Origin of the sequence: Brevibacillus sp. MS2.2 (assembly GCF_013284345.1) — a bacterium.
Taxonomy (GTDB): Bacteria; Bacillota; Bacilli; order Brevibacillales; family Brevibacillaceae; genus Brevibacillus; species Brevibacillus brevis_C.
In genome coordinates, this window is the sequence record NZ_JABSUZ010000016.1 from 24,174 (window position 1) to 47,062 (window position 22,889).

Below are 22,889 nucleotides of genomic sequence, written 5' to 3' on the forward strand. Positions count from 1 at the left end.
CTCCGATATGTTGCCACGTCACAGTCATTGTAAACATAGGGAGCAAATCGTTCCCATAGACAAAATTCACTATTGTGTCTTTTTCAGATTTGTCATGAAATTGTAATGTTGGGACGGATTCGCCTCCATCGTCCTACGTTTTTTGGAGGGAAGTCCTGCAACCGGGACGGTCTTCTGGCCCACACATTTTCTCAATTAGGTATATTTACTCTTCCTTTTTTTTCCTTTTCGCTTGTGAAAATGGTAGGTTGCTACTATTTGGAAGGCGTTGGATTTTGCCGATATAAGGGATTATTTACAAAAAGAATACAAAGGGTTTCTCGGCTTGATTATCAGGAAGGTTCGTTTATAATAGATATTAAAGGTCTATAATAGATGTTTTAATATGATATTACAGATATAAATAATCTATAAAGGTGGTATACAAACATGAATCAACTTATCGATGTAGGGATTATTGGTGGAGGACCAGCAGGTATGAGTGCCGCTCTCGCTCTTGGCAGGGCAAGAAAAAGTGTGGTCGTTATCGATGAAGGCCGTCCACGGAATCGTGTTACTCGTGAGTCGCATGGCTTTCTTACGAGAGACGGCATCACTCCGGGCGAATTTCGTCATATTGCCAGGGAGCAAATCAGCGCCTATCCCTCCGTCCATTTCGTGGAGGATACAGCGGCAACAATCACGGGACACGATGGAAATTTTCTCATTACGACTGCACAGGGAACAACCTATCAAAGCAAAAAGCTGCTATTCGCAGTGGGAATGAAGGACCTCCCGTTGCCTGTTAACGGATTAGAGAAAGTCTATGGAAAAAGTGCTTTTGTCTGCCCTTATTGCGATGGATGGGAATTACGTGACCAGCCACTCGTCTTAATCGCCAATGGAGAGAAGGCATTGCACTTGGCAAAAATGTTGTCTGGTTGGACCAATCAATACACAATCTGCACCAATGGACCAGATGAATTCACGGAAGAACAAAGGTTGGAGCTGTTGCAGCATCGCGTTCCTGTCTTTGACTCTCCGATCGAGCGAATTGCATCTGCCGATGGGATGGTTCAGCACGTTGCGCTTACAGATGGCAACAGCATTTCGTGCACAGGGATCTTTTTTGCTCCCAAGCTCGTGGCTGGATCTGACTTGCCGCAAGCATTAGGCTGCCAGGTAACGGAAGCAGGTACGGTCATTGTCGACAGCTTTGGGAAAACGAGCGTACCGGGCGTCTACAGTGCAGGCGATGCAGCATCTACACACTACCAAGTGATTACTGCCGCGGCTCTTGGCTCTGCCGCTGGCATGAGTATCAACAACGAACTGCTTGTAGAGGAATGGAATCGTCAACGTTAGCTCCATCGTGTTCCTTCCATTGAAAAAGGACAATCCCTCCGTCTGTGCAAAAGACTGGGGATTGTCCCTCTTCTTTTATATATAGAAGCAATTGATTACAGCGTCTTCTGCCCTGGCTTCCAGTTCGCCGGGCACAGACCGCCAGCTTGCAGGGCTTGCAAAATACGAGTCGTCTCTGCCACGCTGCGACCTACGTTCATGTCTGTTACCACTTGGTAGCGCAGAATGCCGTCTGGATCGATGATGAACAAACCACGGTGAGCTGCACCGGTCTCTTCGTCCAGGACACCATAAGCGCGTGCCGTCTCTTTTTTGAAGTCGCTCGCGAGCGGAAAGTTTACTTCCCCGATGCCGTTTTCATCGCGTGGTGTTTTGATCCATGCCCGGTGCGTATGTACACTATCCGTGGATACGCCCAGCACTTCGCAATCCAAATCCTCGAACTCTTCCATGTTGTCACTAAACGAAGTTACTTCTGTCGGGCAAACGAATGTAAAGTCGAACGGCCAGAAGAACAAAATCAGCCATTTTCCTTTGTAATCAGCCAGCGACACACGTTCTTCCAGTGTCTCGATGTTTTTCGTTGTAAGCATGTTAAAGTCAGGTGCTGGTTTTCCTACTTGAAGCTGAATCGTTTGCTGTATTGTCATGATAAATCTCTCCTTTTATATGGTGTCTGATAAAAATTACTTCGCAGCCTCTTCCAATGCTGCCAGTGCTTTTTTGATACGTGTCGGGTTGAAGCCCAAAATTTGCTTTTCACCAATGACTGTCAAAGGAACAGACATCACGCCTAAACGGCTCAGCTCCTGGCCATACTCGTCTTTTTCATCAATGTTGCGCTCTTCGAAAGAAATGTTTTGTTCTGTCAAATACGACTTTAATTGCTTGCAGAAGTTGCAATTTGTGCTGGAGTATACGATTGCTTGTGCCATGTTTGTTTCTCTCCTTTTCTTCTATTTGTATTGGGGGACAACTTTGGAACGCTTGTTGATGTATTTGTCTACAGCCATAGCTGCAATGGCACCGTCTGCCGCAGCGACTACTGCTTGCTTCACAGGTGTTTTGCGTACCTCACCCGCTCCAAATACGCCTGGAACAGAAGACTGCATGAACTCATCCAGAATCATAAATCCTTCCTCATCGAGGGGAACTTGTCCATCCAAGAAATCGGTACCCGGCTTGCTGCCAGAAAGGAAGACGAAGACTCCATCAACGGACAGCATTTCTTCTGTTCCTTCTGCCGTGCGAATGCGTAACCCTTCGACCGCCTTCTCTCCCACGATTTCCAATGGGCGTGTACGGAAACGCATTTCCGTGTTTGGCAGCTCTGGTAGTCCTTCTACCCCTTGAAGATCAGCGCGAGGCACCAAGAAAGTGATTTTGTCTGTAAATTTGGTCAGTGCATGCGCTTCTTCCAATGCTTCCTCCGTATCACCGATGACTGCAACGTGCTTGCCTTCATAAAAAGCTCCGTCGCATGTCGCGCAAGTGCTCACGCCTCGCCCGAGTAATTGCTCTTCGCCTGGGAGCATACGGTTACGTCCTTTGGAACCAGTCGCTACGATCACTGCCTTCGCTTGGAAAGTACCATGAGCCGTGAAGATGCTTTTTTCCTCATCCTCTACATCTACCGCAGAAATCGTAGTCTGAATGAATTCTGCACCGAAGCCCTCCGCTTGTCTGCGCATTTTATCCAACAGTTCTTTCCCAGTCATCTCGCCCTCCACCCCTGGGTAGTTGGCGATTTTATGTGTCAGGGCAAGCGCCCCGGTTCCGGGTGCCTTATCAATGACGAGCGTCTTTAGATTTCCACGAGCTGTATAAATGGCAGCGGAAGCACCAGCTGGTCCTCCACCGATGATGATGACATCATACATGGGCGGCTCCCCCTTTCCTTATTATCAAATTATAATTATTATCAACTAGGAACAATTATCATTGTACTTGATATAATTTGAAAGTCAATATCTTTTTATAATAATTTTAAATAAGGTCTTATTATAAAAAAGCGCACGAAAAAGTCCGCCCCTCTGAGGAGTAGCGGACGTGACTGATCACTGCCGTTTAGACAACCTATTTTTGCATCTCGCTGCCCTGAATTATTTTACGATTCCGAATTCACCCGATTTCGTTGACGAAACAAGTAATTCAGGATAAAGTACCACTAACACTTGAACGCACAAAAGCAAAGAAGCAAGAAAGCACAAAAGTACGAAAGTAAAAACGTCCCTTCTCACTGCTTCAGCCTGATTTAACAAGGAGTTGCCATTATGAACAAGCCATTATCTTTTTCGCAAAGTATTTGGGTGCTTGTCACCGTATTCGGAATCTTGTTTCCTGCCCTTTTCTGGGGCAAAGTTGAGCCGCATATGCCGCTCTTCCTCGCAACCATTGGCGCTGCCACTCTTCTCTTTCTGTTCGGCGTTCCGTGGAAGCAAATGGAGGAGGGCTTGATCAAAGGCATTCAAACCGCGATCGCCCCCATGCTGATTCTTTCCTTAATCGGCATTTTGATCGGGGTATGGATGATGAGTGGAACCGTACCGATGATTTTGCACCTCGGCATTTCGCTCATCTCACCGGAGTACTTCACACTCTCCGCCCTGTTTCTGACGGTGATCGTCTCGACTGTTACAGGAAGCTCTTTTACCACGATCAGTACGGTAGGGGTCGCTATGATGGGGGTCTCGACTGCTCTCGGACTTGATCCATTGATTACAGCCGGAGCCATTATTTGTGGAGCATGCTTCGGGGATAAAATGTCGCCGCTCTCCGACACGACCAACTTTGCGGCAGCTATTGCAGGCGTTTCCTTGTCGGAGCACGTCAAGTTCATGTCACGCACTGCCGTTCCTGCCCTTGTCATTACCGCGATTTTCTTCGGAATTCAAGGACAAAGTGCCAATGTGAATCTAGATGCGATTCAAGAAATCCAGCTTGCTTTGGAACAAAACTTCTCGCTTGGCCTTTTATCGCTACTGCCAGCATTCGTCGTCCTGTTATGCTCTGCGCTGCGAAAACCAATTTTGCCTACATTGGTATTCGGGATTTTGAGCGGGATTGTTACTGCTGCTCTTTCCGAAGGAGTTACTTCTCCGGTCGAATGGATGACTGTCATGCAAAAAGGCTTCGTCAGCAATATCGCCAATGAAGCCGTTGCATCCATTGTGGACCGCGGTGGACTGTTGTCGATGACCTGGTCCCTCGCCTTGATTTTGATTGCCCTGTCTTTAGGGGGCATCCTGCAATACAGCGGTGTGTTTCATTCTCTCTTTTCCGGATTCATCAATCGAATCAAACGAGACGCCGAGATGGTCGGTCTTGCCGGATCTTCTTCTATACTCGTGAATCTGCTGACAGGAGAACAATACTTGTCCATCCTGCTCCCTGGACAGATGTTTCGTGAAGCATTTGCAGCTCGCGGAATGGCGGGCAGACGACTGTCTCGTACTCTAGAAGACTGCGGGACACTCGTCAACCCACTCATTCCATGGGGGGTAAGCGGTGCATTCTTTACCGCCACCTTGCATGTATCTACACTGGAATACTTACCTTATGTCATCTACCTGTGGATCTCGCCAATTTTGACGTTTCTATTCGCCATGCGTCAGCAGAAAGCTTAGCCGGCTGCATACACGGTCGTACAGTTTTTTCCTTTGCGCTTGGAGCGGTACAGTGCCTCATCTGCTGCCCGCTTCAAGCCATCAGCCGTGTTTGCGTCTTGAGGGTAGCGCGCAATTCCAACACTGACCGCAATCAAGATGCAGCAATCGTCCTGTGTTAAGGGGCGCAAGCGCAAATACTCCCGAATGGCATGCGCTTTTTCCTCCGCCATCTCCTTGGACGATCCTGGGCAGAGCAGCATGAACTCGTCTCCCGCATAACGATACGCAGTATCCTCCGGCCCGGCCACTTCTTTCATCGCTTCGGCAATTTGCTTAATCAGTGCGTCCCCTGCATGATGACCATAATGGTCGTTCACCGCTTTTAAGCTGTCGGAATCCAGCATGATCAAAGAGACAGACGCATCCTCTTCACTCAGCAGCTTTTCCAAATCACGATGGAATGCACGATAGTTCGCAATCCCTGTCAGCTCATCCTGAAACGACATCTGGTACATTCGCTCATACAAACGCGCCGTTTCGATAGCACTTGCTACCTGAAAACCAATGATTTTCAGTAGTTCCTCGTGCTCTTTTTTATAAGCGAATTCGCGATAAGACTGGGCAGAAATAACGCCCTTGATCTGATTCCCCAGCATGAGTGGAACGAAAATGCATGTATTCGTATCAATTTCCGGGCTTCCCCAGCGAATCATTTCTGGCTCGCTTGGCTCGTTCTTCATCGTCTTGATGTGGATAGTTTCCCGCGTATCAATCACTTTGGATACCATTGCTTGCCCATAGGGAATCGTGAGCGGACCGTAATTGACCCCATTATCGATGCTGATCGGAATTTTGATCTCACTGTCGCCTTCATCATAAAAGGCAATAAAGAAAGCATCTGCACGCATCACGCGCGAGACCAGCTCGAATGCTTTCCACAAAATTTTACTTTCCTCAAACGTTTTCGCAAAAATGTGGCTGAGGTCATGTAAAATCTTCATGTGCTCGGAGATCCACATCATTTCGGTTACCTTATTTCGCAGCTCCACAATCTGCTTCAGCAGTTCTGCATGCAAGACACTGTCCTGCTCCGCCAGCATACTGTCCACCTCACGAGAAAACGCTTCGACCTCGCCAAGCTCGACTGCTTCTATGTTGCCGAGCCATTGGCTATAACGCTCCAACAACTGTCTTGCATACGCTTCTCTAACGTCTTGCTTCTCATGCATATTTAACCCTCCGGCTATTGGGTAGCTTTACGCTTTTTTTTCATGATATCGCTCAATAGCTGCACGGATGGCTTGCAAGACAGCTCCCTGACCAGGTGCTAAAAAACGTTCTTGGATCGCCTTTGTGATCTCCTGCATGCCATCTGCAACTGTCTTGCCTACCAGCAAGCTCACCAAAAACTCGCTCGTCTTGTCCATGACAAAGGTAAAGCTGGCGTCGCAAATCACTTCGGCGTCTACATCAATGATGAGTACACAGCCAACCATGGTAGAAACCTCGTACAAGGTAGTTCCCTTGGGGATTTGGGCGAAGCCTGCTGTCAGTACCGTATTTTTGTTCATCCAGTCGTCCTCCTAGCTGCTGATCGGCAAGCATACCTCGACTGCCGTTCCGTTACCTGGGGTGCTTATCAACCGCAGAGTCCCCCGATGGTTCTCGATGATTTTGCGGCTCACCATCAATCCCAGGCCCGTCCCCGTTTCCTTCGTCGTGAAAAAAGCCTCTCCCAATCTCGCCAACTGATGAGCCGGGATACCTACTCCATTATCTTCGAACCGAATGACGACTCGGTCATCTTCACACCGCAGCCGAATCACAATTTCTCCATTCCCTGAGGTCGCTTCGATCCCATTTTTCAAAAAGTTAATGAAGGCTTGTTTCAACTGGTTCTCATCGCAATGGATCATGGGGACTTCCGATTCGAAAACGACCTGAATCATGACCTTTTTCAAAATTGCCTCCGTCTCCAAGAGAGTCACCACATGCGTGATCAGGTTGGACAGATCGCGGGCTTCAAACACTGCCGTATGCGGCTTCGCCAAGACCAACAGCTCTGTAACAATCATCTCGATCCGCGCCAATTCCGAGCTCATGATCGAGAAGTATTCTGGCTTCCTCATGCCATCCTTTTGCATTAATTGCACAAAGCCTTTTAACGAGGTAAGCGGATTGCGTATCTCATGTGCGATCCCTGCCGCCAATTGCCCGACGAGCGCGAGTTTTTCCGAGTTTTGCAAAAATTCTTGCGCCCGTTTGCGTTCCGTAATATCTCGGATCAGTATGTATATGGAGGGCTTGTCCTGCATCGGCACGGATGTTCCACACACTTCTACCTCCGTCCGACTGCCATCCAAGCGGATCAGCTCAACCTCAATCTGCGCGGCCGTTTCCCCTTCCTCCAAAATGCGGAGTAGCCCCTTGATCTTCGGTACATCACGGGGATGGAAAAACGACTGAAAAGGATACCATAACAGCTCGTCCAAGCCGGAAGCCCCAACTAGTTGCATCCCTGCTTGATTGACGTATTGAAGCTCCCCAGCATGGTAGACGAACGCACCTTCACCCGAAATATCCAATACTCTGCACTGTTCGGAACCATAGCTGTTCCCAAACGAGGCCGGAAGCTTCTGCACCATCGCATAATACCCAATAGACGTGCCTTCCTCCCAAAAGGTTCCATATGTAATATACACGGGAATACTTGCCCCATCCTTATGACGAAAAGCGGAGTAATAAGGTCTCGGATCGCCATTCATCGCAAATTGTGTTTGAAGGCGTACCATTTCCTGTTCTTCCGAAACAGCCAGCTTCCAAAATGAGGACCCTTCCCATTCTTCTACGGCATACCCATTCAACACTTGGCAGGCAGGATTGCCTTTAAAAACTCTACCAAATTGATCGAGCAGAAAAGTAGCCTGAATCATTTGATCAAAGAAGGAACGATAGAGATGACCACTTCTCCATCCACTGTCCAATAAGTTTTTCATCGTGCCCCTCCCTCCTGGGACGAGAAAACGGCTACTCCAAATTACGGAAATAGCCTGCAACGTTCTCAAATCCTATTCTCACCCAATTTTACCCTATTCGCTCTGTTGTTTCCATCCCCCGAAAAATTTAAATGTGCGATTTTTCCAGTATCGCTGCGCTGACACGCAATTGCTCAGCCATTTTTTCGTCAACAGCCAAGCCTAGCCTCGTAATTGCCGCGACAAGTGCTCCGACGACAGGTGAAACTGTGGGAATCACCGTTTGAAACGAAGCGCTCGCAACCAGTTGTTCCCGAAGGATTGTACCGGCAGTTAACAATCCTCCTGCCAAAACGACCGGTACAGGCTCCTGGACCTGTTTTAAGCAAGCATCGGCCAATTCTAGCAAATCCTCCACTGCTTGCATGATCAATGCATTTGCCACAGGATCGCCTAGTGTTGCGGCTTGTTCCACGAGTTGGCTCGTTTTTGCCAGCTCCATTCGCGGATTACTTCCCCCGTAGATCAGGTTGATCAGCTCATCAGGACGTTCTACGCCATAGTGGTCCATAAACAGTCCCGTCAGTACGGTCGATTCACCGCGCCCATCGTATTCGCGCAATACGGCGATTGCCGCTTTTTTACCCAAATCAAACCCGCTGCCCTCATCTCCTACCAGATACCCCCATCCGCCTACACGGTGCCGCGCCCCCTCTTTTGAAAAAGCACAGGCAATCGAGCCCGTACCAGCAAGCAGAACGACGCCTGGCTGCCCCCATGTTCCCGCGTAAAGAGCTGCGATGACATCGTTATCAATCAACAGCCGTTCTCCCCACTCTTCGACAAAGGCATGCTGAATTCTCTCCCTGATCTGCGGACGATCTGCACCGCCAAGCCCGATAAACAGGCTGGCTACTTCCTCTTCTTTGGCACCTGCTTTTATCCTTACAGCCTCAATGAGTTGGCGCAGAGTAGCTTCCACGTCTCCCCAGCTCCTGGAGAGCGGGTTGGATGATTCGCCCACCACAATTGCTCGAACCTGTCCCGTCTCATTGCAGATCGCTGCTCTGGTTTTGCTTCCGCCTCCATCGATCCCGATGAACCACTTTTCCCCATTACTTGACTGCACCTGCCGTCAACCCCTCCATAAACTGCCTCGATGCCATCAAAAACACGACGATCATCGGTAAGGCAGACAACGTGAGCCCAGCAAACAACAGGCTCCAGTCTGTTTCATATTCTCCAAAAAGCACCATCATGCCTACCGGAATCGTCTTGAGCGCTTCCTCTTGAATGAAAATCAACGGGAAGAAAAAGTCGTTCCACGCATGGATGAAATTAATAATAATCACCGTAGCCAAGGCCGGACGAATCAGTGGCAAAAGCACACGCCAAAACACCTGAAAATGGCTGCACCCATCGATCCGCGCCGCTTCCTCCAGCTCAATCGGCAACGTCCGAAAGAAGCCCGTCAAAATAAAAACGGAGATCGGAATGCCACTCGCCGTATAAATCAAAATCAGCGACCACAGTGAATTCAAGAGCCCGAGATTCTTCATCAGCAGAAACAAGGGAACGATCCCCAGCTTGATCGGAATCATCAGGCCAACAATGAAAAAGAAGTATAACCCTCCTGTCCATTTAAAGGAAAAGCGCGACAGGTAAAAGGCCGCCATCGCTGAAAAAACCGTAATCAACAAGACAGACATGGCACTGACGAATACACTGTTCCACAAAAAGTCAGCAAAAGGCACCGCTTCCCATAGCTTTTTATACGTATCCAGGCTAAACGTCTTCGGAAGGGAGAGCGGACTCGCAAAAATCTCCATATTCGTTTTCAGGGAAGAAGAAATCATCAGTACGATCGGATATAACGCGATTAACGCAAAGAAATACGCCAGCACATAAGATACAGCTCTCCCACCCATAGTCATCTTCACATCGCATCCTCCTTTCCACTCAGGAACACGCAACTAGTGTTGGACTTCTCGTTTCCTCATCAAATAGAGTGACAGCGCCGACACAGATCCGACGATGAAAAACAACACGACAGCCAATGCCGAACCGAGTCCAAGTGTGACATCCCCAGCTCCGCTGCTAAATGCCATGCGATAAAAGTAAACAGCCAGCGTATCCGTCGAATAAAACGGCTCACCCATCGAGCCTTGCATGGCGTAGACGAGCTCGAACGCTTCAAAGGCCTGAATGAACGTGAATATGGTCATAATCGTGATTGCTGGCATGCACAGCGGCAAAATCATTTTCCACAACATCCGCCAGCCTGTTGCCCCATCCAACCTCGCCGCCTCGATCAAATCCTCCGGGATCGACTGAAGTCCCGCCAAAAAGATCAGCATGGCAAAGCCTATGCCAAACCAGCAGTTAATCAAAATAATCGCGAGAAGCGCTGTATCCGGATCACCGAGCCATGGTCTGGCCCACTCTTCGAGACCAATTTTCCCCAAAACGGTATTGAGTGCACCGTAATTCGGATTTAAAATCAATTTCCATAAAAACCCAATCACAATGACAGACAACAGCCTTGGCATGAAATAAGCGATCTTGAGAAACCCGGAACCTCGTATTTTGCGATAGATGAGAAAAGCCAGTCCGAAGGCAATCCCATTTTGCACAATCATTTCGACCACAAAGTAGAAGACGTTATGCCGTAAAGCATTCCAGAACATTTCGTTGAAAGGCTCTACCGTAAACAACGTAATGAAATTTTGCAGTCCGACAAAAACCCCGCGCTTGATGCCATTCCAGTCGTACAGACTGTACAAAAATGCCGAAAAGATCGGGTACACGACAAACAACGTATAAATAACAAGCGCGGGCAGCGGAAACAAGTGAATCAGCCAGCGCACCTGCCCCTTTGTTCGAATGCTTTTCCGGTTTACCGTCTCGATGATACCCACCCCTTCTTATGAAAATCATCGCGGTCTGTTTAGAAGCCGGGAGTGAACCCAACTCAGGTCCACTCCCCTTTTCGTTTGCTATTTTCTACTTTTTAAAGGGAGCGAACCAGGTAGCCGCCGACTTTTGGACTTCTTCTACGACCTGCTCAGGGGTGAGCTTGCCTAAATACATGCCTTGGAGGGCATTTTCTAATGTTTGCTTCGTGGTCGGTTTTCCTTCCGCGAAGCTGACGACCATCAAGTAGGGCGTGGCGCTTGATTGGGACAGCTCTGCCATCTTGTTTACCAACGGATCGTCAGTCGATACACCTGGCACCGCGCTGATTCGTTTGAACTGATTTGCGAATAGCTCCCCGAACTTTTTCGTCGCCATGAATTCCATGAACTTCAATGCCTCTGCTTTGTGTTTGGACTTGGCATTGACGGCATAGGAACCATCGACCCAGGTTGTCAGGACTTGTTTTCCGTCATTGGTTGGCATTGGAAAGAAATCAAGTGGCAAATCGGGGTTGAGCTTTTTGATTCCTTCCAGTTCAAAGCTGCCATTGATGAACATCGCTGCTTTTTCCGTGGCGAACAACGTCCGCATATCATTCAATTCGAGACCTACATAATTTTCCGGGAAATAAGGAATAAGTTCTTGCATACGCTGCACAGATTGGAGGAACTCGGCGCTTTTCAGGTCACTTTCTCCTTTTAGCAGCTTGTCGAGATAATCCGTTCCGCTGTAGCTAGCAGGGGCAATCACACCATGACTGAGAGAGAGGAGCCAGCCTTCCTTTGCTCCGAAAGAGATCGGGACGATTCCTTTCTCTTTCAATGCTTTGGCTGTCGCGATCAACTCATCCCAGCTTTTCGGTGCCTGGAGACCATTTTGCTCGAAGATTTTCTTGTTGTAGTAAAATTGCGTGGAGTTCAGGGATAGTGGGACACCGTAGACTTTACCGTCTTTACCTGTGGCTGCTGCGAGCACGTCTTTTGGTATGGTAGATATACCTGGCACATTGTCGAGAGGCTCCAGATGTCCAGCTTCAGCCAGAGTAATCCCTGGAGCGTAGGGACGCAGTTGCAAAATATCTGGACCACTGTCGCTTTGGAGCGCCGTGTTCAGGATGGTATTGTACTCCGTTGCTTTGAATGGTTTGAAGTCGATCTTGATATTCGGATTGTCTGCCTCAAAAGCTTTGATGATGGCTTTGTAGCCCTCTGTGTCTTCTACACGCCAGCTATGCATCGAGAGTGTTACCTGCTGTCCTCCACCCTGCCCGCCGCCAGACTCTGTTTCGGTTCCTCCACTGCTACATCCAGTCACTACCATAACTGCAGCCAACACGATTGAAGCTACATAGCGAAAACGAAATTGCTTCATGCGAAACCCTCCCCTTTTTCTTCCCTTAGGTCTGCAAAAGCTGAGCCGTAACCGCATCGTGCAAAATTGGTCGTAATTGCCGAAGCTGATGATTGCGGCCTAGATGAACGGCGTTGGTAAGAAAGATGACAGCAAACTGTTGCTCCGGGTCGATCCACATACTGGTTCCAGTAAAGCCCGTATGCCCGAAGCTCTTACGATGCAAGCCGTTTCCACAGCTCAAGGTGGTCGAAGCTTGATTGAGCTCCCAGCCATACCCTCTATTCCCCCCTGCTTGCTCTGTATGGTTACGAATCGCCAGTTCATACCATTCGCTCGCAAGTATTCGAGGATCTTGGTACAACCAGCTCATCGCGTATCGGCACAGATCGTCAGCCGTTGAAAATAGTCCAGCATGTCCGGCAACCCCTCCCATCGCAAATGCTTTCTCATCATGAACCTCGCCTGTAATGTAGGAGTGAGTGAGACGGCAATACTCAGTAGACGCAATATTCCGATAAATTTGCTGATTTGGACAGTAAACGGTTTGTGCCATGCCCAATGGGGTGAAGAGGCGCCGGGTAACAAACTGGTCCAAGCGCTCTCCGGTTACTTGTTCGATAACGAGGCCCAACCAGATCATGCCCAAATCACTGTAAACTACCTGGGCCCCTGGCTCGTGAATCAATTCTTGCGCATACAATAGCTCTGGCAAATCGATCTCGCTATCGCGCCTTCTCTCTGCCAAATCTGCCGGCATTCCTGAGGTATGTGCGAGCAGTTGTGCGAGTGTGATCCGCTTTTTATCAGCGGGACAATCGGGGAAAAATCGACCAATCTGATCATCTAGCGCTATCACTCTCTCCTGCACGAGCAAAAGGATAGCCGGCAGCGTCGCCGTCACTTTGGTGAGCGACGCCAGGTCAAACATGGTATCCGGCGTCACCCGCTGGTCTTTGGCAATACTCGTCGTTCCGACATCACACGCATACCAGATACGACGATCACGCACGATTCGCAAGGCAGCTCCCGGCAGCAAACCGTTGTCCACCCATCCTTGCAATAGCAGCTCCAAATCGTCCACGTCTTCCCTCCCTTCTCCTACGTCGATGAGCGTTTCGTTCGGCTGACAGCAAGCCTTGATTTTTCCAACAGGGGAATGACTTGCTCTTGCATCCTGCTGATCATGGTAATAAATAAAATATCGATGACGTTCAATTGAGCAATGCGTGAAGCCATGGCTCCGCTGCGAATGCTTTTTTCTACCGAGCTGGTGAACAGCCGAATGTTGGCTAGTTCGGCTACTGGCGAGGGTCCGAATTTGGTCAGGGTAATGATGGTCGCTCCCTGCTGCTTGGCCTCCGTCAGCGATTGAATAATGTCTTCGGTCTGTCCTGAATAAGATATGCCGATAACCACGTCTTTTTCCGTTAAAGTGACTGCCGACGTCAATTGTGCGTGAAAATCCGAATAAGCCTCACACCACAAGTTAATCCGCGAAAATTTTTGCCGGATATCGTCAGCAATGACTGCGGATGCACCGACCCCGTAGACATCGATCTTCCTGGCTACCGACAACACGTCGACTGCTTTCTTTACTTCTTCGTTGGACAAGACGGAGAGCGTATCCTGGATGGATTGAATGTTGTTCCAACTGACCGCTTGCATAATCGATTCAACTGAACCCTCCATCATAATCTCCTGATAGCTGCCCATCGCCGTCTGTTTCGTCAAATCTCCCGCGACGCGCAGCTTCAGCTCCTGATATCCCTTCATATTAAGAGAGCGAGCCAAACGGATAATCGTCGCCTCGGAAACCCCACTATATTCCGCCAGTTTTTGGACAGAAAGCTTCACGACATCTTCCGGGTGAGCCAGGATATAATCAGCGACTTTTCGCTCTGAAGGCTTCAATTGATCCAAGATTGCTTGTAGGCCGACAAGCCCTCCATTTAACATATGTGACATCGCTTTCTTCCCCCAAATCTTATCTACATTTTATGTAGCATTATTTCTCTAGTCAATTGTTATCTAATAAACAATATTTCAAAATCACGAAGCTCAGCACAACTCTTCTGAATTTGTTCTCTCCTTTTCTAAAAATTCCCTCCTTGACTTTCTCGCGGCGTCAAGCTTTACGCTTGCATCGCTACCAGGAATAAAAAGGAGGATTTTCCCATGAAAACGTTACTGATTAAAGACTGCATGTTATTGACGATGGTTGAGGGAGAGAAGCCATTTCTCGGGGATATTTGGATCGTGGATGGTCGAATCGCCAAAATCGGGCCATCCCTTGAAGAGGAAGCAGACCGTGTCATACTGGCTAAAAATAAGGTAGCAATACCTGGTCTCATCAACGCGCACAACCATGCCAGCATGTCCTTGCTACGTGCTTTTTCCGATGACCTCAAGCTGATGGATTGGTTGGACAAAAAGATGCTTCCTGCTGAAGCCCGGATGACAAGAGAAGATGTCTACTGGGGAACGACACTGGGAATCGCGGAAATGATCGCTTCTGGCACGACAGCTTTTGCCGATATGTACGTGCATATGGATGCGGTTGCCCAAGCGGTACTTGATTCCGGGATACGCGCTTCCTTGACTCGCGGCATGGTCTTTTTAGAGGATGACGGAGGACGACGAATGGCTGAAGCCTTAGACCTCATCGACAACTGGACGGGGGCCGGCGATGGCAGAATCACGACGATGCTCGGTCCGCACGCTCCTTATACGTGCCCTCCGAAGCCTTTGCAAGGAGTCATCGAGCTTGCCCGCAAGCGCAAAATCCCGCTCCACATCCATCTGGCTGAAACGATTGAGGAAGGAGAAAAAATCCGGACCAAGTACAATCAGACTCCCACGGAGTATTTGCATGAACTGGGCATGTTCCACGACACCCACGTCTTGCTCGCGCATGCTGTTCATCTGAATGAATCCGATGTCTCACTTCTTCGCAGGATGAGAGGCGGTGTCGCACATAATCCTGTTAGCAATTTGAAGCTCGGCTGCGGCATCGCCCCTGTCAGAGAGCTGATCGAGGCTGGGGTCACTGTCGGGATGGGAACAGATGGTGCTGGCAGTGCTACGACTCTCGATATGTTTGCCGAGATCAAAGCCGCAACTTGGATGCAAAAGCTCAAGCACGGCGATCCGACGGTTCTTCCTGCCCAAGCAGCCTTGCGCATGGCTACCATCGAAAGTGCAAAGCTGCTTGCGATCGATCACGAGGTCGGAACTCTGGAAGCCGGGAAGAGAGCTGATCTCATCCTGATCGATCTGGATAAACCGCACCTGCAGCCTGTCCATGACATCCCTGCCCTGCTTGCATACAGCGCAACAGGAGCCGATGTGGATACAACTATTGTGAACGGAGAAATTTTGATGCATCAGCGCCAATTCCAAACTCTTCATTGGGAGGAAATAAAGAGAGAAGCGACAGCGCGAGCCAGCCGACTCGTAGAGGGCCTGTAATTATTTTGTGCTCTCACAGGTTGAGCAGGCAGAAGCCAACCGCGAGACACATCGCAAACAAGCTCCACATGAAAGAGGGAATGAGCAGTGAGGATGCAATTTTGTGGTGGGGACGAATGGCGCGAATCAGCACCCATGTGGAATACATCACCAGAATGGTATCCAGCGCAGCCAACACGAGCAGTTGATAGCCGATAAACAATACGAAAAAAAGTTGATGAAAAAACCAATTGATTCCATATAGAAGCAAAAGCTCGCGGTCTATCTGCCTGGTTCGAATCAAGATCAGGAGCGACCATGCTATGAGTGCATATAAAATGAGCCAGATGATACGGAACAAGTAAATTGGCGGTGTCCCATCGGGCTTGGCCAGGGAATTATACCAGTCCCCACCGTATGGAAAAGCAAGACCACCCAGTGAATAGAGGACCACTCCCGCAAGAAATAGAAGACTATTGTGCACCAATCTCATCCAGGAAGTCACCCTTTCTTCTTTACTCTTCGTTACTCTTTTATATCTATGAGTGGTCCTGTTCTTTTCATGCTAGTTTCAGAGATTTCTTTTTTGGTATAAAAAACTTTTTGGTACGTTGCTGTAGTGCTGGGGAGGAAACAGGAGAAAACGCTCAGCTTCTAGGTCCACCCCCTGTGGGATTGACTGCCCGGCTCCATGAAAAAAAGCGAAACCCGCGTCCAAAGTCGTCCGTTCAGGAGGCGTCTCAGAGGTGGACGCTAAGAGCTTGTTTCTCTTTTTTTCATTGCGCCTCGGTCGGTGTCCCTAAGATCTTCGCTTTTTTCTCCTGTTTCCTCTACGAGCTTTCCGTGTGATCCGATTTTTTAAAAGATGGAAGAACATAATCAGTTCCGACAGAGAAGAATATTTCCAGACGTAGCGACTTGTGGAGTCCTGACCTAGCGGAGAAGGGATTTGCGGGCAAAAGAAACGCAACGTGCCCATAGGACGAAGCGGCTACCACTTTTGCGTTTCCCCGCAAATCCCTTCGGAGCGGACAGTCCCAACCCCCAGCGGGACGGAGCCTGGAGCCTAGTCTGGAAATATTCTTCTCCCCACCGCAGCCACATACCTAGAACCCCCATAAAAAAACCGCTAATCTCACCCTCGGTAGATTAGCGGTTCTATGTATCAAGATCGTGTTATGGCAAACGCAATGTCTCCCCTGGCTTCAATGCCTTGCCTCTGATGTCTTTTTCAGCCAGCTCGGCTACGAACGCTTCCCCATCCTGTTTGATCGGCGGGAATGTATCGTAATGAATTGGGACAACAAAATCGGCTTGTACCCACTCGGCAGCAACGAGTGCATCCTCAGGTCCCATTGTGAACACATCTCCAATCGGCAGGAACGCCAAATCGATGTTATGACGCTCTCCGATTAGCTTCATGTCACCGAACAGTCCTGTATCCCCTGCGTGATAGAGCGTTTTTCCACCTAGCTCGATCACAAAGCCCCCTGGCATTCCCATGTACACGATTTGTTTCTCATCATCCAGCACGACACCGGAGCTGTGGAACGCCTGTGTCATTTTCACTTTTCCAAATGGCAGTTTGATAGAGCCTCCCAGATTCATCGAGATGGTCTTGACTCCCTGCCAGCTCAAATAGGTAGCAAGCTCATGGGTTGCAACGATTGTCGCATCGTTTTTCTTGGCCAACTCTACCGCATCCAAAATATGATCCTGGTGTCCATGTGTTAGAAGAATGTACTGAACAGAGATGTCTTCCAGCTTGGTTGCTGCCACTGGGCTTCCTGAAATAAATGGATCAATCATGATCGAATGCCCTTCACTCGTTACCTGCACGGAAGAATGTCCGTGATACCGAATATCCAACATAGTGGTACCTCCTCTATTCGCAGCGTTTTTTCAGTCCCTTTAATGTTACCACGCCGCAGGGTGTAAAGAATAGAAAAGGCCGTCGATCACTCGACAGCCTGAGAAACAAATCCTATTTTTCTACAATCAGTACTTAGCAATCGTCGCCGTCATGCTCTGTAACGGCAACAATTTTCGAATCACGAATAATGGTGCGGCGATTACCATTGCGCTCTTCCAAAATAATGGTGGTCGATTTTACTTGTACTAGACGACCAAAAAAAGTGCCGTCTACAGTGGCAACCCTAACATTTCTTCCTTCGAATTTTTTTACCTGATCTTTGAATGCCATGGTTAATCCCTCCTTCTCATGCATCCTATGAACATTTGGCATAGCCCTACTGAGCACATGCGGAGTTAAAGAGAAAATGTACTTGTACCCGTCCGTCATTTGTCCTCATTTTGCCAACAACTTTGTCGTCTGGTGACAAATTGACGCCAAATCAGCACACTGCTTACGAACACTGTGAGATTTTGTCGCACGATTCCAAGAGGAAAACCATTTTCACGTACAGAAACGGTATAGCAAGAGATGAGCGGACTTACGCCAGAGGAGGGATTTCCATGGGAGAAGTTATCGAGTTATTGGCACGGGAGAGAACATACAGTGGCAGAGAAGTTGCGGGACTGTTAGGCATCGGAGCGAGCACCTTGCGCAAGTGGAGCATGCTCTTGGAACAGCACGGCTACTGGTTTTTGCGGGATAATCAGAATCGTCGGGAGTACAGGCAGACAGATATTACGTGTCTTCAGCGGTTTTATAGTTTAACAAAAGATCAACTCATTCCGCAAGATGAAGCTGCCCAAATGGTGGCTACGCAAAGCTCCCCTGAACCCGCTCGTAAGGAAACGGCCGTTGCGGTTGCATTCCCCCCTGTTTCCTCACATCCGGCTTTGAATCATACTGCTGCCCTTGAAGAGCTGGATGAAAAGCTGCATGCCTTGGCTTCTCATGTCCAGCAACAAGACGCCGCCTACTTAGCGCTGCTAGCTCGTGTAGAAAAGCAGGAAACCTATATTACCAACAACCTGAAGGAACGTGATCGCCGCTTGACCAAGGCAATGAATGACATTATGGATGCCAAAATCGAGTTAGCCAAAATCAGGGACGCTGAACGGAAAACTTCGATCTGGCAGAAGCTTTTTCGGATTCGCTAGACGGCTGCAAGATTTACATTGTTGCCTTCTTTTTTCTCGCAGCCAGCGACTTGGGATGCCCGGACGCCTCGCTTACGAAATGGCCACTTCCGCATGATATACGCTCCATTCAATTACTCCGGGCAACCTTCTCTCTTAGCACAAAACACCTCTACTTTCCTCTTTTTCCCCCGGTTTTCCTCCTGTTTTCGCCATTCCTTTCTATGGAAATTTTTTATTGATAATAGTAATCATTCTCTATATAATCATAATCGACTCAAAAGAGATTGATTCTCATTATCATAAATTCTCAGGAGGCTTCGTACATTGAAACATGCAGGATGGAAAACCGGGATGATTGCTTTGCTATTGACAGGTGTAGTTGGATGCAGCAATTCCGCGTCCCCTGAAGCTGTCACACAACAAGCTGCTAGCAGCTCACAGTCGGACTCGTCGACATCAAGCAAACAAGCCGTCCATACAATCAGCGTAGATGAAAAAAAGGTAGAAGAGCTACTCACCCAATTCAAAGCCCAGCCACCTACAAAAGTCGTGACCGTTTCCGTAGCGATTACCGAGTTACTGAACGAACTGGGTGTCACTCCGGTAGGCGTACCGACGACAAGCAGCAAGCTGCCAGCCTCCCTTGACAATGTTCCGCGTATCGGCACTTCTCACCAGCCTGATTTGGAGCAGGTCGCGAAGCTTCAGCCTGACGTGATTCTCGGTCCTACCTCAATCCAAGCGAGCATCGATAAAAAATTAAAACCCGCAGCACTGCCTACCGCGTACTTGCCTGTAGACTCAATCGACGAGCTCAAACTGTCTACTGTCGCACTCGGACGCCTGTTCAAGCAGGAAGAGAAAGCAACAGCGTTTCTCCAATCCATCATGGAAAAAGAACAAACGATTATAGACGCAACCAAAGGGAAGCCCGCCCCCAAAGTATTGTTCTTGTTCGGTTCTGCCGAAGCCCTTATGGTCATGAATGAAAATACATTTGTCGGAAGCCTTGCCCGTAATCTCGGCGCATCCAACGTCGCTTCCGATGTTCTGAAACAAACCGAAACATACGTGCCGCTCAACATGGAATCGATCGTAGCTGCCAATCCCGATGTCATTTTACTGGTAGCGCATGGCGATCCGAGCGCAGTGACCAAAAAGTTCGAAGAAGACGTGAAGAAAAACGGCGCATGGGAAAAGCTGAGCGCATTCAAAAATGGCAAAATGAAAGCACTCGATTACAGCACATTCGGGATCGCCTCACTGGTAAAAGTTCCGGCTGCCTACGAGGAGCTCGCAAACATCCTGTATAACGATTAAGGAGTTTTTTCTGTGACCCAGCACATTCCGAACAGGAAAGCAGCTCTCTTGGTGACAGCTTGCATCATGCTCGGTGTAGCTGTACTGCTCTCCATTGGTCTGGGGAGCGTACGCCTCACGCTTGCCGAAACAATAGAAACCATCCTCGGACACGGCGATGCCGCAAGTCAAACCATCCTGTGGGATATCCGGATTCCGCGTGTTTTTCTTGCTCTATTGATTGGGGCCAATCTCGCTGCATCGGGTGCCCTGCTGCAAGCAGTCATGCAAAATCCGCTTGCCGATCCAGGTTTGACGGGGGTATCCAGCGGGGCAGCCGTTACGGTGTTGTTCATCATGCTGGTCGTGCCCGACTATTCTTACTTGATACCCTTAGCTGCCATCATTGGCGGCGGAGTAGCCGCAGGCATGGTCTACTCCATGGCTTGGAAAAAACAGGGCGGATTAACACCTGTGCGCATCATATTATCGGGGGTTGCCGTCAACGCTGTCTTCGGTGGAGCAATCGGGTTATGGTCCATCCTGTACAGTGACAAGCTGCCTAGTGCGCTGCAATGGATGAATGGCAGTCTGTCTGGAAAAGGCATGGGCGATGTCATGATGATGCTTCCCTACTCGATCGTCGGGTGGATCGCAGCGCTGTTATCGATCAGGCAGGCAAACATTTTACGCCTTGGAGAACAAGTCGCTCACAATTTAGGGCAGAACTTGCATCGCTTGCGCCTCTCTCTTTCGATCATCGCGGTCTATCTGGCAGCCGTTTCGGTATCGACTGTCGGCCTTGTTGGGTTTATCGGACTAGTCGTGCCGCACATGGCTCGCATGCTCGTCGGCTCTGATTACCGTCTGGGCTTGCCATTTAGCCTCGTGCTTGGCTCTCTTGTCTTGCTTGTGGCCGATACGTTTGGTCGAACGGCATTCGCTCCTTTGGAGATTCCTGCCGGGATTGTGATGGCAATCGTGGGAGGACCTTATTTCCTTTACTTAATGCGAAAAGGGGGCATGTGACATGTTACAGGTGCAATCGTTGAACATCAGCTACGGTTCACGTACAATCGTCCATGACTTTTCTCTCGATATCCAAGAAGGAGAGGTTGTTTCGATCATTGGTCCAAATGGTTCAGGAAAATCATCGATTCTCAAAGCGATTTCACGGCTGATTCCTTGTGAAAGCGGCCGTGTATGTATTGCGGATCAAGAATTGAATAGCCTGAGTATGAAGCAAATCTCTCGCATCATGTGCATGCTTTGCCAATCCAACACGTGCCCGTCAGACGTAACCGTAGGAGAGCTAGTCGGATACGGCCGCGTTCCCCATAAAAAATGGTTTGAGCGCCTGAGTGGCGAAGACTATGAGATCGTTAGGTGGGCTTTGGAACAAACCGGTATGCTCAGCTACAAGGACCGCTACCTCGTCTCTCTGTCTGGCGGGGAAGCACAGCGTGCCTGGATCACGATGGCTTTGGCTCAAAAACCGAAAATCTTGTTACTTGATGAGCCAACTACCTATTTGGACATCGCCCATCAACTGGATGTGCTTGAGCTCGTTCGTAAGCTGAATCATGATTTGAAGCTGACGGTTGTCATGGTGCTGCATGATTTGAATCACGCCAGCGCCTACAGCGATAAAATTTGTGTGATCAAAGACGGAGGCCTGCGTGTTTTCGGAAAACCTCAAGATGTGCTAACGATGGAGATGATTCGAAGCGTGTACGGTGTCGAAACCGAGATTCAGTACACGTCAGACAGCGGTAGCCCGCGGATTCACATTTTGAAAAAAGCAAATTAAACAAGTGAGGTGCTCGTATGAAAGCGATGGATAAGGAAGCGATGAAGGCCCAGTACCAATCGTTTGCTGCGAACATGAAGACACTCATGTTAAGCACGATCGACGAGCATGGAAAACCGTTTCTCTCCTACGCCCCGTTCGTCAAATACGATGGAAAGTTCTACATCTACATTAGTAAAATTGCGAATCACTATCGCTACATGGAAGAAAATCCAGCAGTCTATGTCATGCTCATTGAAGACGAGTCGAAAGCCACCAATCTATTTGCTCGCCAACGCGCTCGCTTCGTGTGTTCAGCCCTGAATTTGGGTAACGCCGGTTACGATGAGATTTTCGAGCTGTTTGCACAGTCATTTGGAAAAAGCATGATGGATATGCTGCGCGGCCTTGATTTTTCCTTGTTCGAATTGACACCATCAGAGGGACGCTATGTAGCTGGGTTCGGTCAGGCTTACGACATTGACCTGACAGCCGATAAATTTGTCCACGTTAACCGAGATGGTCACACATCAACAAACCGGTCTTGACCGGTTTGTCTGACCGCAAGCGGTCACATCCAATTTCTATGAAAAACGTCGAGACGTTTTTCACTTAACGGAGGGGCATCTTTCATGACCTATTCAGCCGCATTGACACTTTGGCTCACCATCCAGGAACGTTTTCACAAGACTGCGAAAAACTTGCCCGAACAAGATTTGCATTTGAGCATGAATGCAGTCTCCATCGGGTATATGCTGCGCCATAGCGCTGAGGTCGAGTACATGTTTGCCGAATGGTTTTTCGGTCGGAGCATCCCAGCGGACGTAGAGCTGTTGACGAAAAACGGTCCTGCCGGAACCAAAGTTGCCTTTACCAACGTGCAAGAGCTCGCTGATTTTATGACCGCTTCCAACCAACACTTGATCGATGCGATGCGTGACTTACCTGAGGGCGCTTGGCACAAGCCCGTTGAAACGCCATTGGGGTCTTCTACTCCATTAGAAGCATTGGGTCGCCTCATGTATCACACGGGTATCCATGCCGGACAAATTTCGCAGATTCAAAAATCATTTCACACCAAAGAAAAAGAGCTCACCCACTAAGGTC

General features: G+C 48.9%; 24 protein-coding genes. 9 read left to right on the top strand and 15 right to left on the bottom strand.

Annotation, left to right across the window (positions count from 1 at the left end; translation table 11 throughout):
* Positions 1-429: 429 nt before the first annotated feature.
* A complete protein-coding gene (locus HP568_RS15835) occupies positions 430-1,344 on the top strand; it encodes an NAD(P)/FAD-dependent oxidoreductase (RefSeq protein WP_173629576.1) in 915 nt (304 codons plus the stop codon).
* A gap of 95 nt (positions 1,345-1,439) precedes the next feature.
* On the opposite strand, the gene HP568_RS15840 is transcribed toward HP568_RS15835, so the two are convergent.
* Genes HP568_RS15840 through HP568_RS15850 form a run of 3 tightly spaced genes read right to left on the bottom strand, consistent with a single transcriptional unit; the run spans position 1,440 to position 3,224 of the window.
* Positions 1,440-1,994, bottom strand: a complete 555-nt coding sequence (locus HP568_RS15840; RefSeq protein WP_048031671.1) for a peroxiredoxin — start codon at positions 1,992-1,994, stop codon at positions 1,440-1,442.
* A 36-nt stretch (positions 1,995-2,030) separates the two neighbouring features.
* A complete protein-coding gene (locus tag HP568_RS15845) occupies positions 2,031-2,279 on the bottom strand; it encodes a glutaredoxin family protein (RefSeq protein WP_173629577.1) in 249 nt (82 codons plus the stop codon).
* Between the two features lie 21 nt (positions 2,280-2,300).
* Complete coding sequence (locus HP568_RS15850; RefSeq protein WP_048031669.1) at positions 2,301-3,224, bottom strand: NAD(P)/FAD-dependent oxidoreductase; 924 nt, start codon at positions 3,222-3,224, stop codon at positions 2,301-2,303.
* A gap of 393 nt (positions 3,225-3,617) precedes the next feature.
* Here HP568_RS15850 and nhaC point away from each other — a divergent pair, with 393 nt between their 5' ends.
* Positions 3,618-4,970 (top strand): Na+/H+ antiporter NhaC, encoded by a 1,353-nt coding sequence (gene nhaC / locus HP568_RS15855; RefSeq protein ID WP_056496834.1) that lies wholly within the window; start codon positions 3,618-3,620, stop codon positions 4,968-4,970.
* On the opposite strand, the gene HP568_RS15860 is transcribed toward nhaC, so the two are convergent.
* The 9 genes from HP568_RS15860 to HP568_RS15900 all read right to left on the bottom strand — a co-directional run bounded on the left by HP568_RS15860 (position 4,967) and on the right by HP568_RS15900 (position 14,152).
* Positions 4,967-6,181 (bottom strand): sensor domain-containing diguanylate cyclase, encoded by a 1,215-nt coding sequence (locus HP568_RS15860; protein ID WP_173629579.1) that lies wholly within the window; start codon positions 6,179-6,181, stop codon positions 4,967-4,969. The genes nhaC and HP568_RS15860 overlap by 4 nt on opposite strands.
* A gap of 27 nt (positions 6,182-6,208) precedes the next feature.
* A complete protein-coding gene (locus HP568_RS15865; protein ID WP_007725309.1) occupies positions 6,209-6,523 on the bottom strand; it encodes a DUF3870 domain-containing protein in 315 nt (104 codons plus the stop codon).
* Positions 6,524-6,535: 12 nt separating this feature from the next.
* Positions 6,536-7,948, bottom strand: a complete 1,413-nt coding sequence (locus HP568_RS15870) for an ATP-binding protein (protein WP_173629581.1) — start codon at positions 7,946-7,948, stop codon at positions 6,536-6,538.
* 127 nt (positions 7,949-8,075) lie between these two features.
* Positions 8,076-9,056: an N-acetylglucosamine kinase gene (locus HP568_RS15875; RefSeq protein ID WP_173629582.1), complete on the bottom strand. Its 981-nt coding sequence runs from the start codon at positions 9,054-9,056 to the stop codon at positions 8,076-8,078.
* Entirely contained in the window at positions 9,043-9,867 is an 825-nt protein-coding gene (locus HP568_RS15880) for a carbohydrate ABC transporter permease (protein WP_173629583.1), read from the bottom strand. The genes HP568_RS15875 and HP568_RS15880 overlap by 14 nt, the downstream gene beginning before the upstream one ends.
* Before the next feature lie 33 nt (positions 9,868-9,900).
* Positions 9,901-10,794 carry a carbohydrate ABC transporter permease gene (locus tag HP568_RS15885; protein WP_082196037.1) on the bottom strand — a complete coding sequence of 298 codons (894 nt, stop codon included), beginning with the start codon at positions 10,792-10,794 and terminating at the stop codon, positions 9,901-9,903.
* A gap of 136 nt (positions 10,795-10,930) precedes the next feature.
* Positions 10,931-12,214 (bottom strand): ABC transporter substrate-binding protein, encoded by a 1,284-nt coding sequence (locus tag HP568_RS15890; RefSeq protein ID WP_173629584.1) that lies wholly within the window; start codon positions 12,212-12,214, stop codon positions 10,931-10,933.
* Positions 12,215-12,239: 25 nt separating this feature from the next.
* Positions 12,240-13,277 (bottom strand): serine hydrolase domain-containing protein, encoded by a 1,038-nt coding sequence (locus HP568_RS15895; protein ID WP_173629585.1) that lies wholly within the window; start codon positions 13,275-13,277, stop codon positions 12,240-12,242.
* Positions 13,278-13,294: 17 nt separating this feature from the next.
* The gene (locus tag HP568_RS15900; protein ID WP_483296478.1) at positions 13,295-14,152 is read right to left on the bottom strand and encodes a MurR/RpiR family transcriptional regulator; all 858 of its coding nucleotides are present in this window, start codon (positions 14,150-14,152) and stop codon (positions 13,295-13,297) included.
* 219 nt (positions 14,153-14,371) lie between these two features.
* On the opposite strand from HP568_RS15900, the gene HP568_RS15905 reads away from it, so the two are divergent.
* Positions 14,372-15,664: an amidohydrolase gene (locus HP568_RS15905; RefSeq protein ID WP_173629586.1), complete on the top strand. Its 1,293-nt coding sequence runs from the start codon at positions 14,372-14,374 to the stop codon at positions 15,662-15,664.
* Between the two features lie 13 nt (positions 15,665-15,677).
* Here HP568_RS15905 and HP568_RS15910 read toward each other — a convergent pair whose 3' ends face one another.
* From HP568_RS15910 to HP568_RS15920, 3 genes are all read right to left on the bottom strand, one after another.
* Positions 15,678-16,136: a TspO/MBR family protein gene (locus tag HP568_RS15910; RefSeq protein WP_173629587.1), complete on the bottom strand. Its 459-nt coding sequence runs from the start codon at positions 16,134-16,136 to the stop codon at positions 15,678-15,680.
* A 683-nt stretch (positions 16,137-16,819) separates the two neighbouring features.
* Positions 16,820-17,515 (bottom strand): metal-dependent hydrolase, encoded by a 696-nt coding sequence (locus HP568_RS15915; RefSeq protein ID WP_173629588.1) that lies wholly within the window; start codon positions 17,513-17,515, stop codon positions 16,820-16,822.
* A gap of 133 nt (positions 17,516-17,648) precedes the next feature.
* Positions 17,649-17,846 (bottom strand): hypothetical protein, encoded by a 198-nt coding sequence (locus tag HP568_RS15920; protein WP_048031656.1) that lies wholly within the window; start codon positions 17,844-17,846, stop codon positions 17,649-17,651.
* A 272-nt stretch (positions 17,847-18,118) separates the two neighbouring features.
* On the opposite strand from HP568_RS15920, the gene HP568_RS15925 reads away from it, so the two are divergent.
* The 6 genes from HP568_RS15925 (at position 18,119) to HP568_RS15950 (ending at position 22,885) form a co-directional block, all read left to right on the top strand.
* Entirely contained in the window at positions 18,119-18,712 is a 594-nt protein-coding gene (locus HP568_RS15925; RefSeq protein ID WP_173629589.1) for a MerR family transcriptional regulator, read from the top strand.
* A gap of 306 nt (positions 18,713-19,018) precedes the next feature.
* The gene (locus HP568_RS15930) at positions 19,019-20,014 is read left to right on the top strand and encodes a helical backbone metal receptor (RefSeq protein ID WP_173629590.1); all 996 of its coding nucleotides are present in this window, start codon (positions 19,019-19,021) and stop codon (positions 20,012-20,014) included.
* A gap of 12 nt (positions 20,015-20,026) precedes the next feature.
* Positions 20,027-21,022, top strand: coding sequence for a FecCD family ABC transporter permease (locus HP568_RS15935; protein ID WP_173629591.1), 996 nt, complete (start codon positions 20,027-20,029; stop codon positions 21,020-21,022).
* Between the two features lies 1 nt (position 21,023).
* Entirely contained in the window at positions 21,024-21,803 is a 780-nt protein-coding gene (locus HP568_RS15940; protein WP_173629592.1) for an ABC transporter ATP-binding protein, read from the top strand.
* Between the two features lie 17 nt (positions 21,804-21,820).
* The gene (locus HP568_RS15945) at positions 21,821-22,330 is read left to right on the top strand and encodes a HugZ family pyridoxamine 5'-phosphate oxidase (protein ID WP_173629593.1); all 510 of its coding nucleotides are present in this window, start codon (positions 21,821-21,823) and stop codon (positions 22,328-22,330) included.
* Between the two features lie 84 nt (positions 22,331-22,414).
* Positions 22,415-22,885, top strand: a complete 471-nt coding sequence (locus HP568_RS15950) for a DinB family protein (protein WP_173629594.1) — start codon at positions 22,415-22,417, stop codon at positions 22,883-22,885.
* The last annotated feature ends 4 nt before the right edge of the window (positions 22,886-22,889 follow it).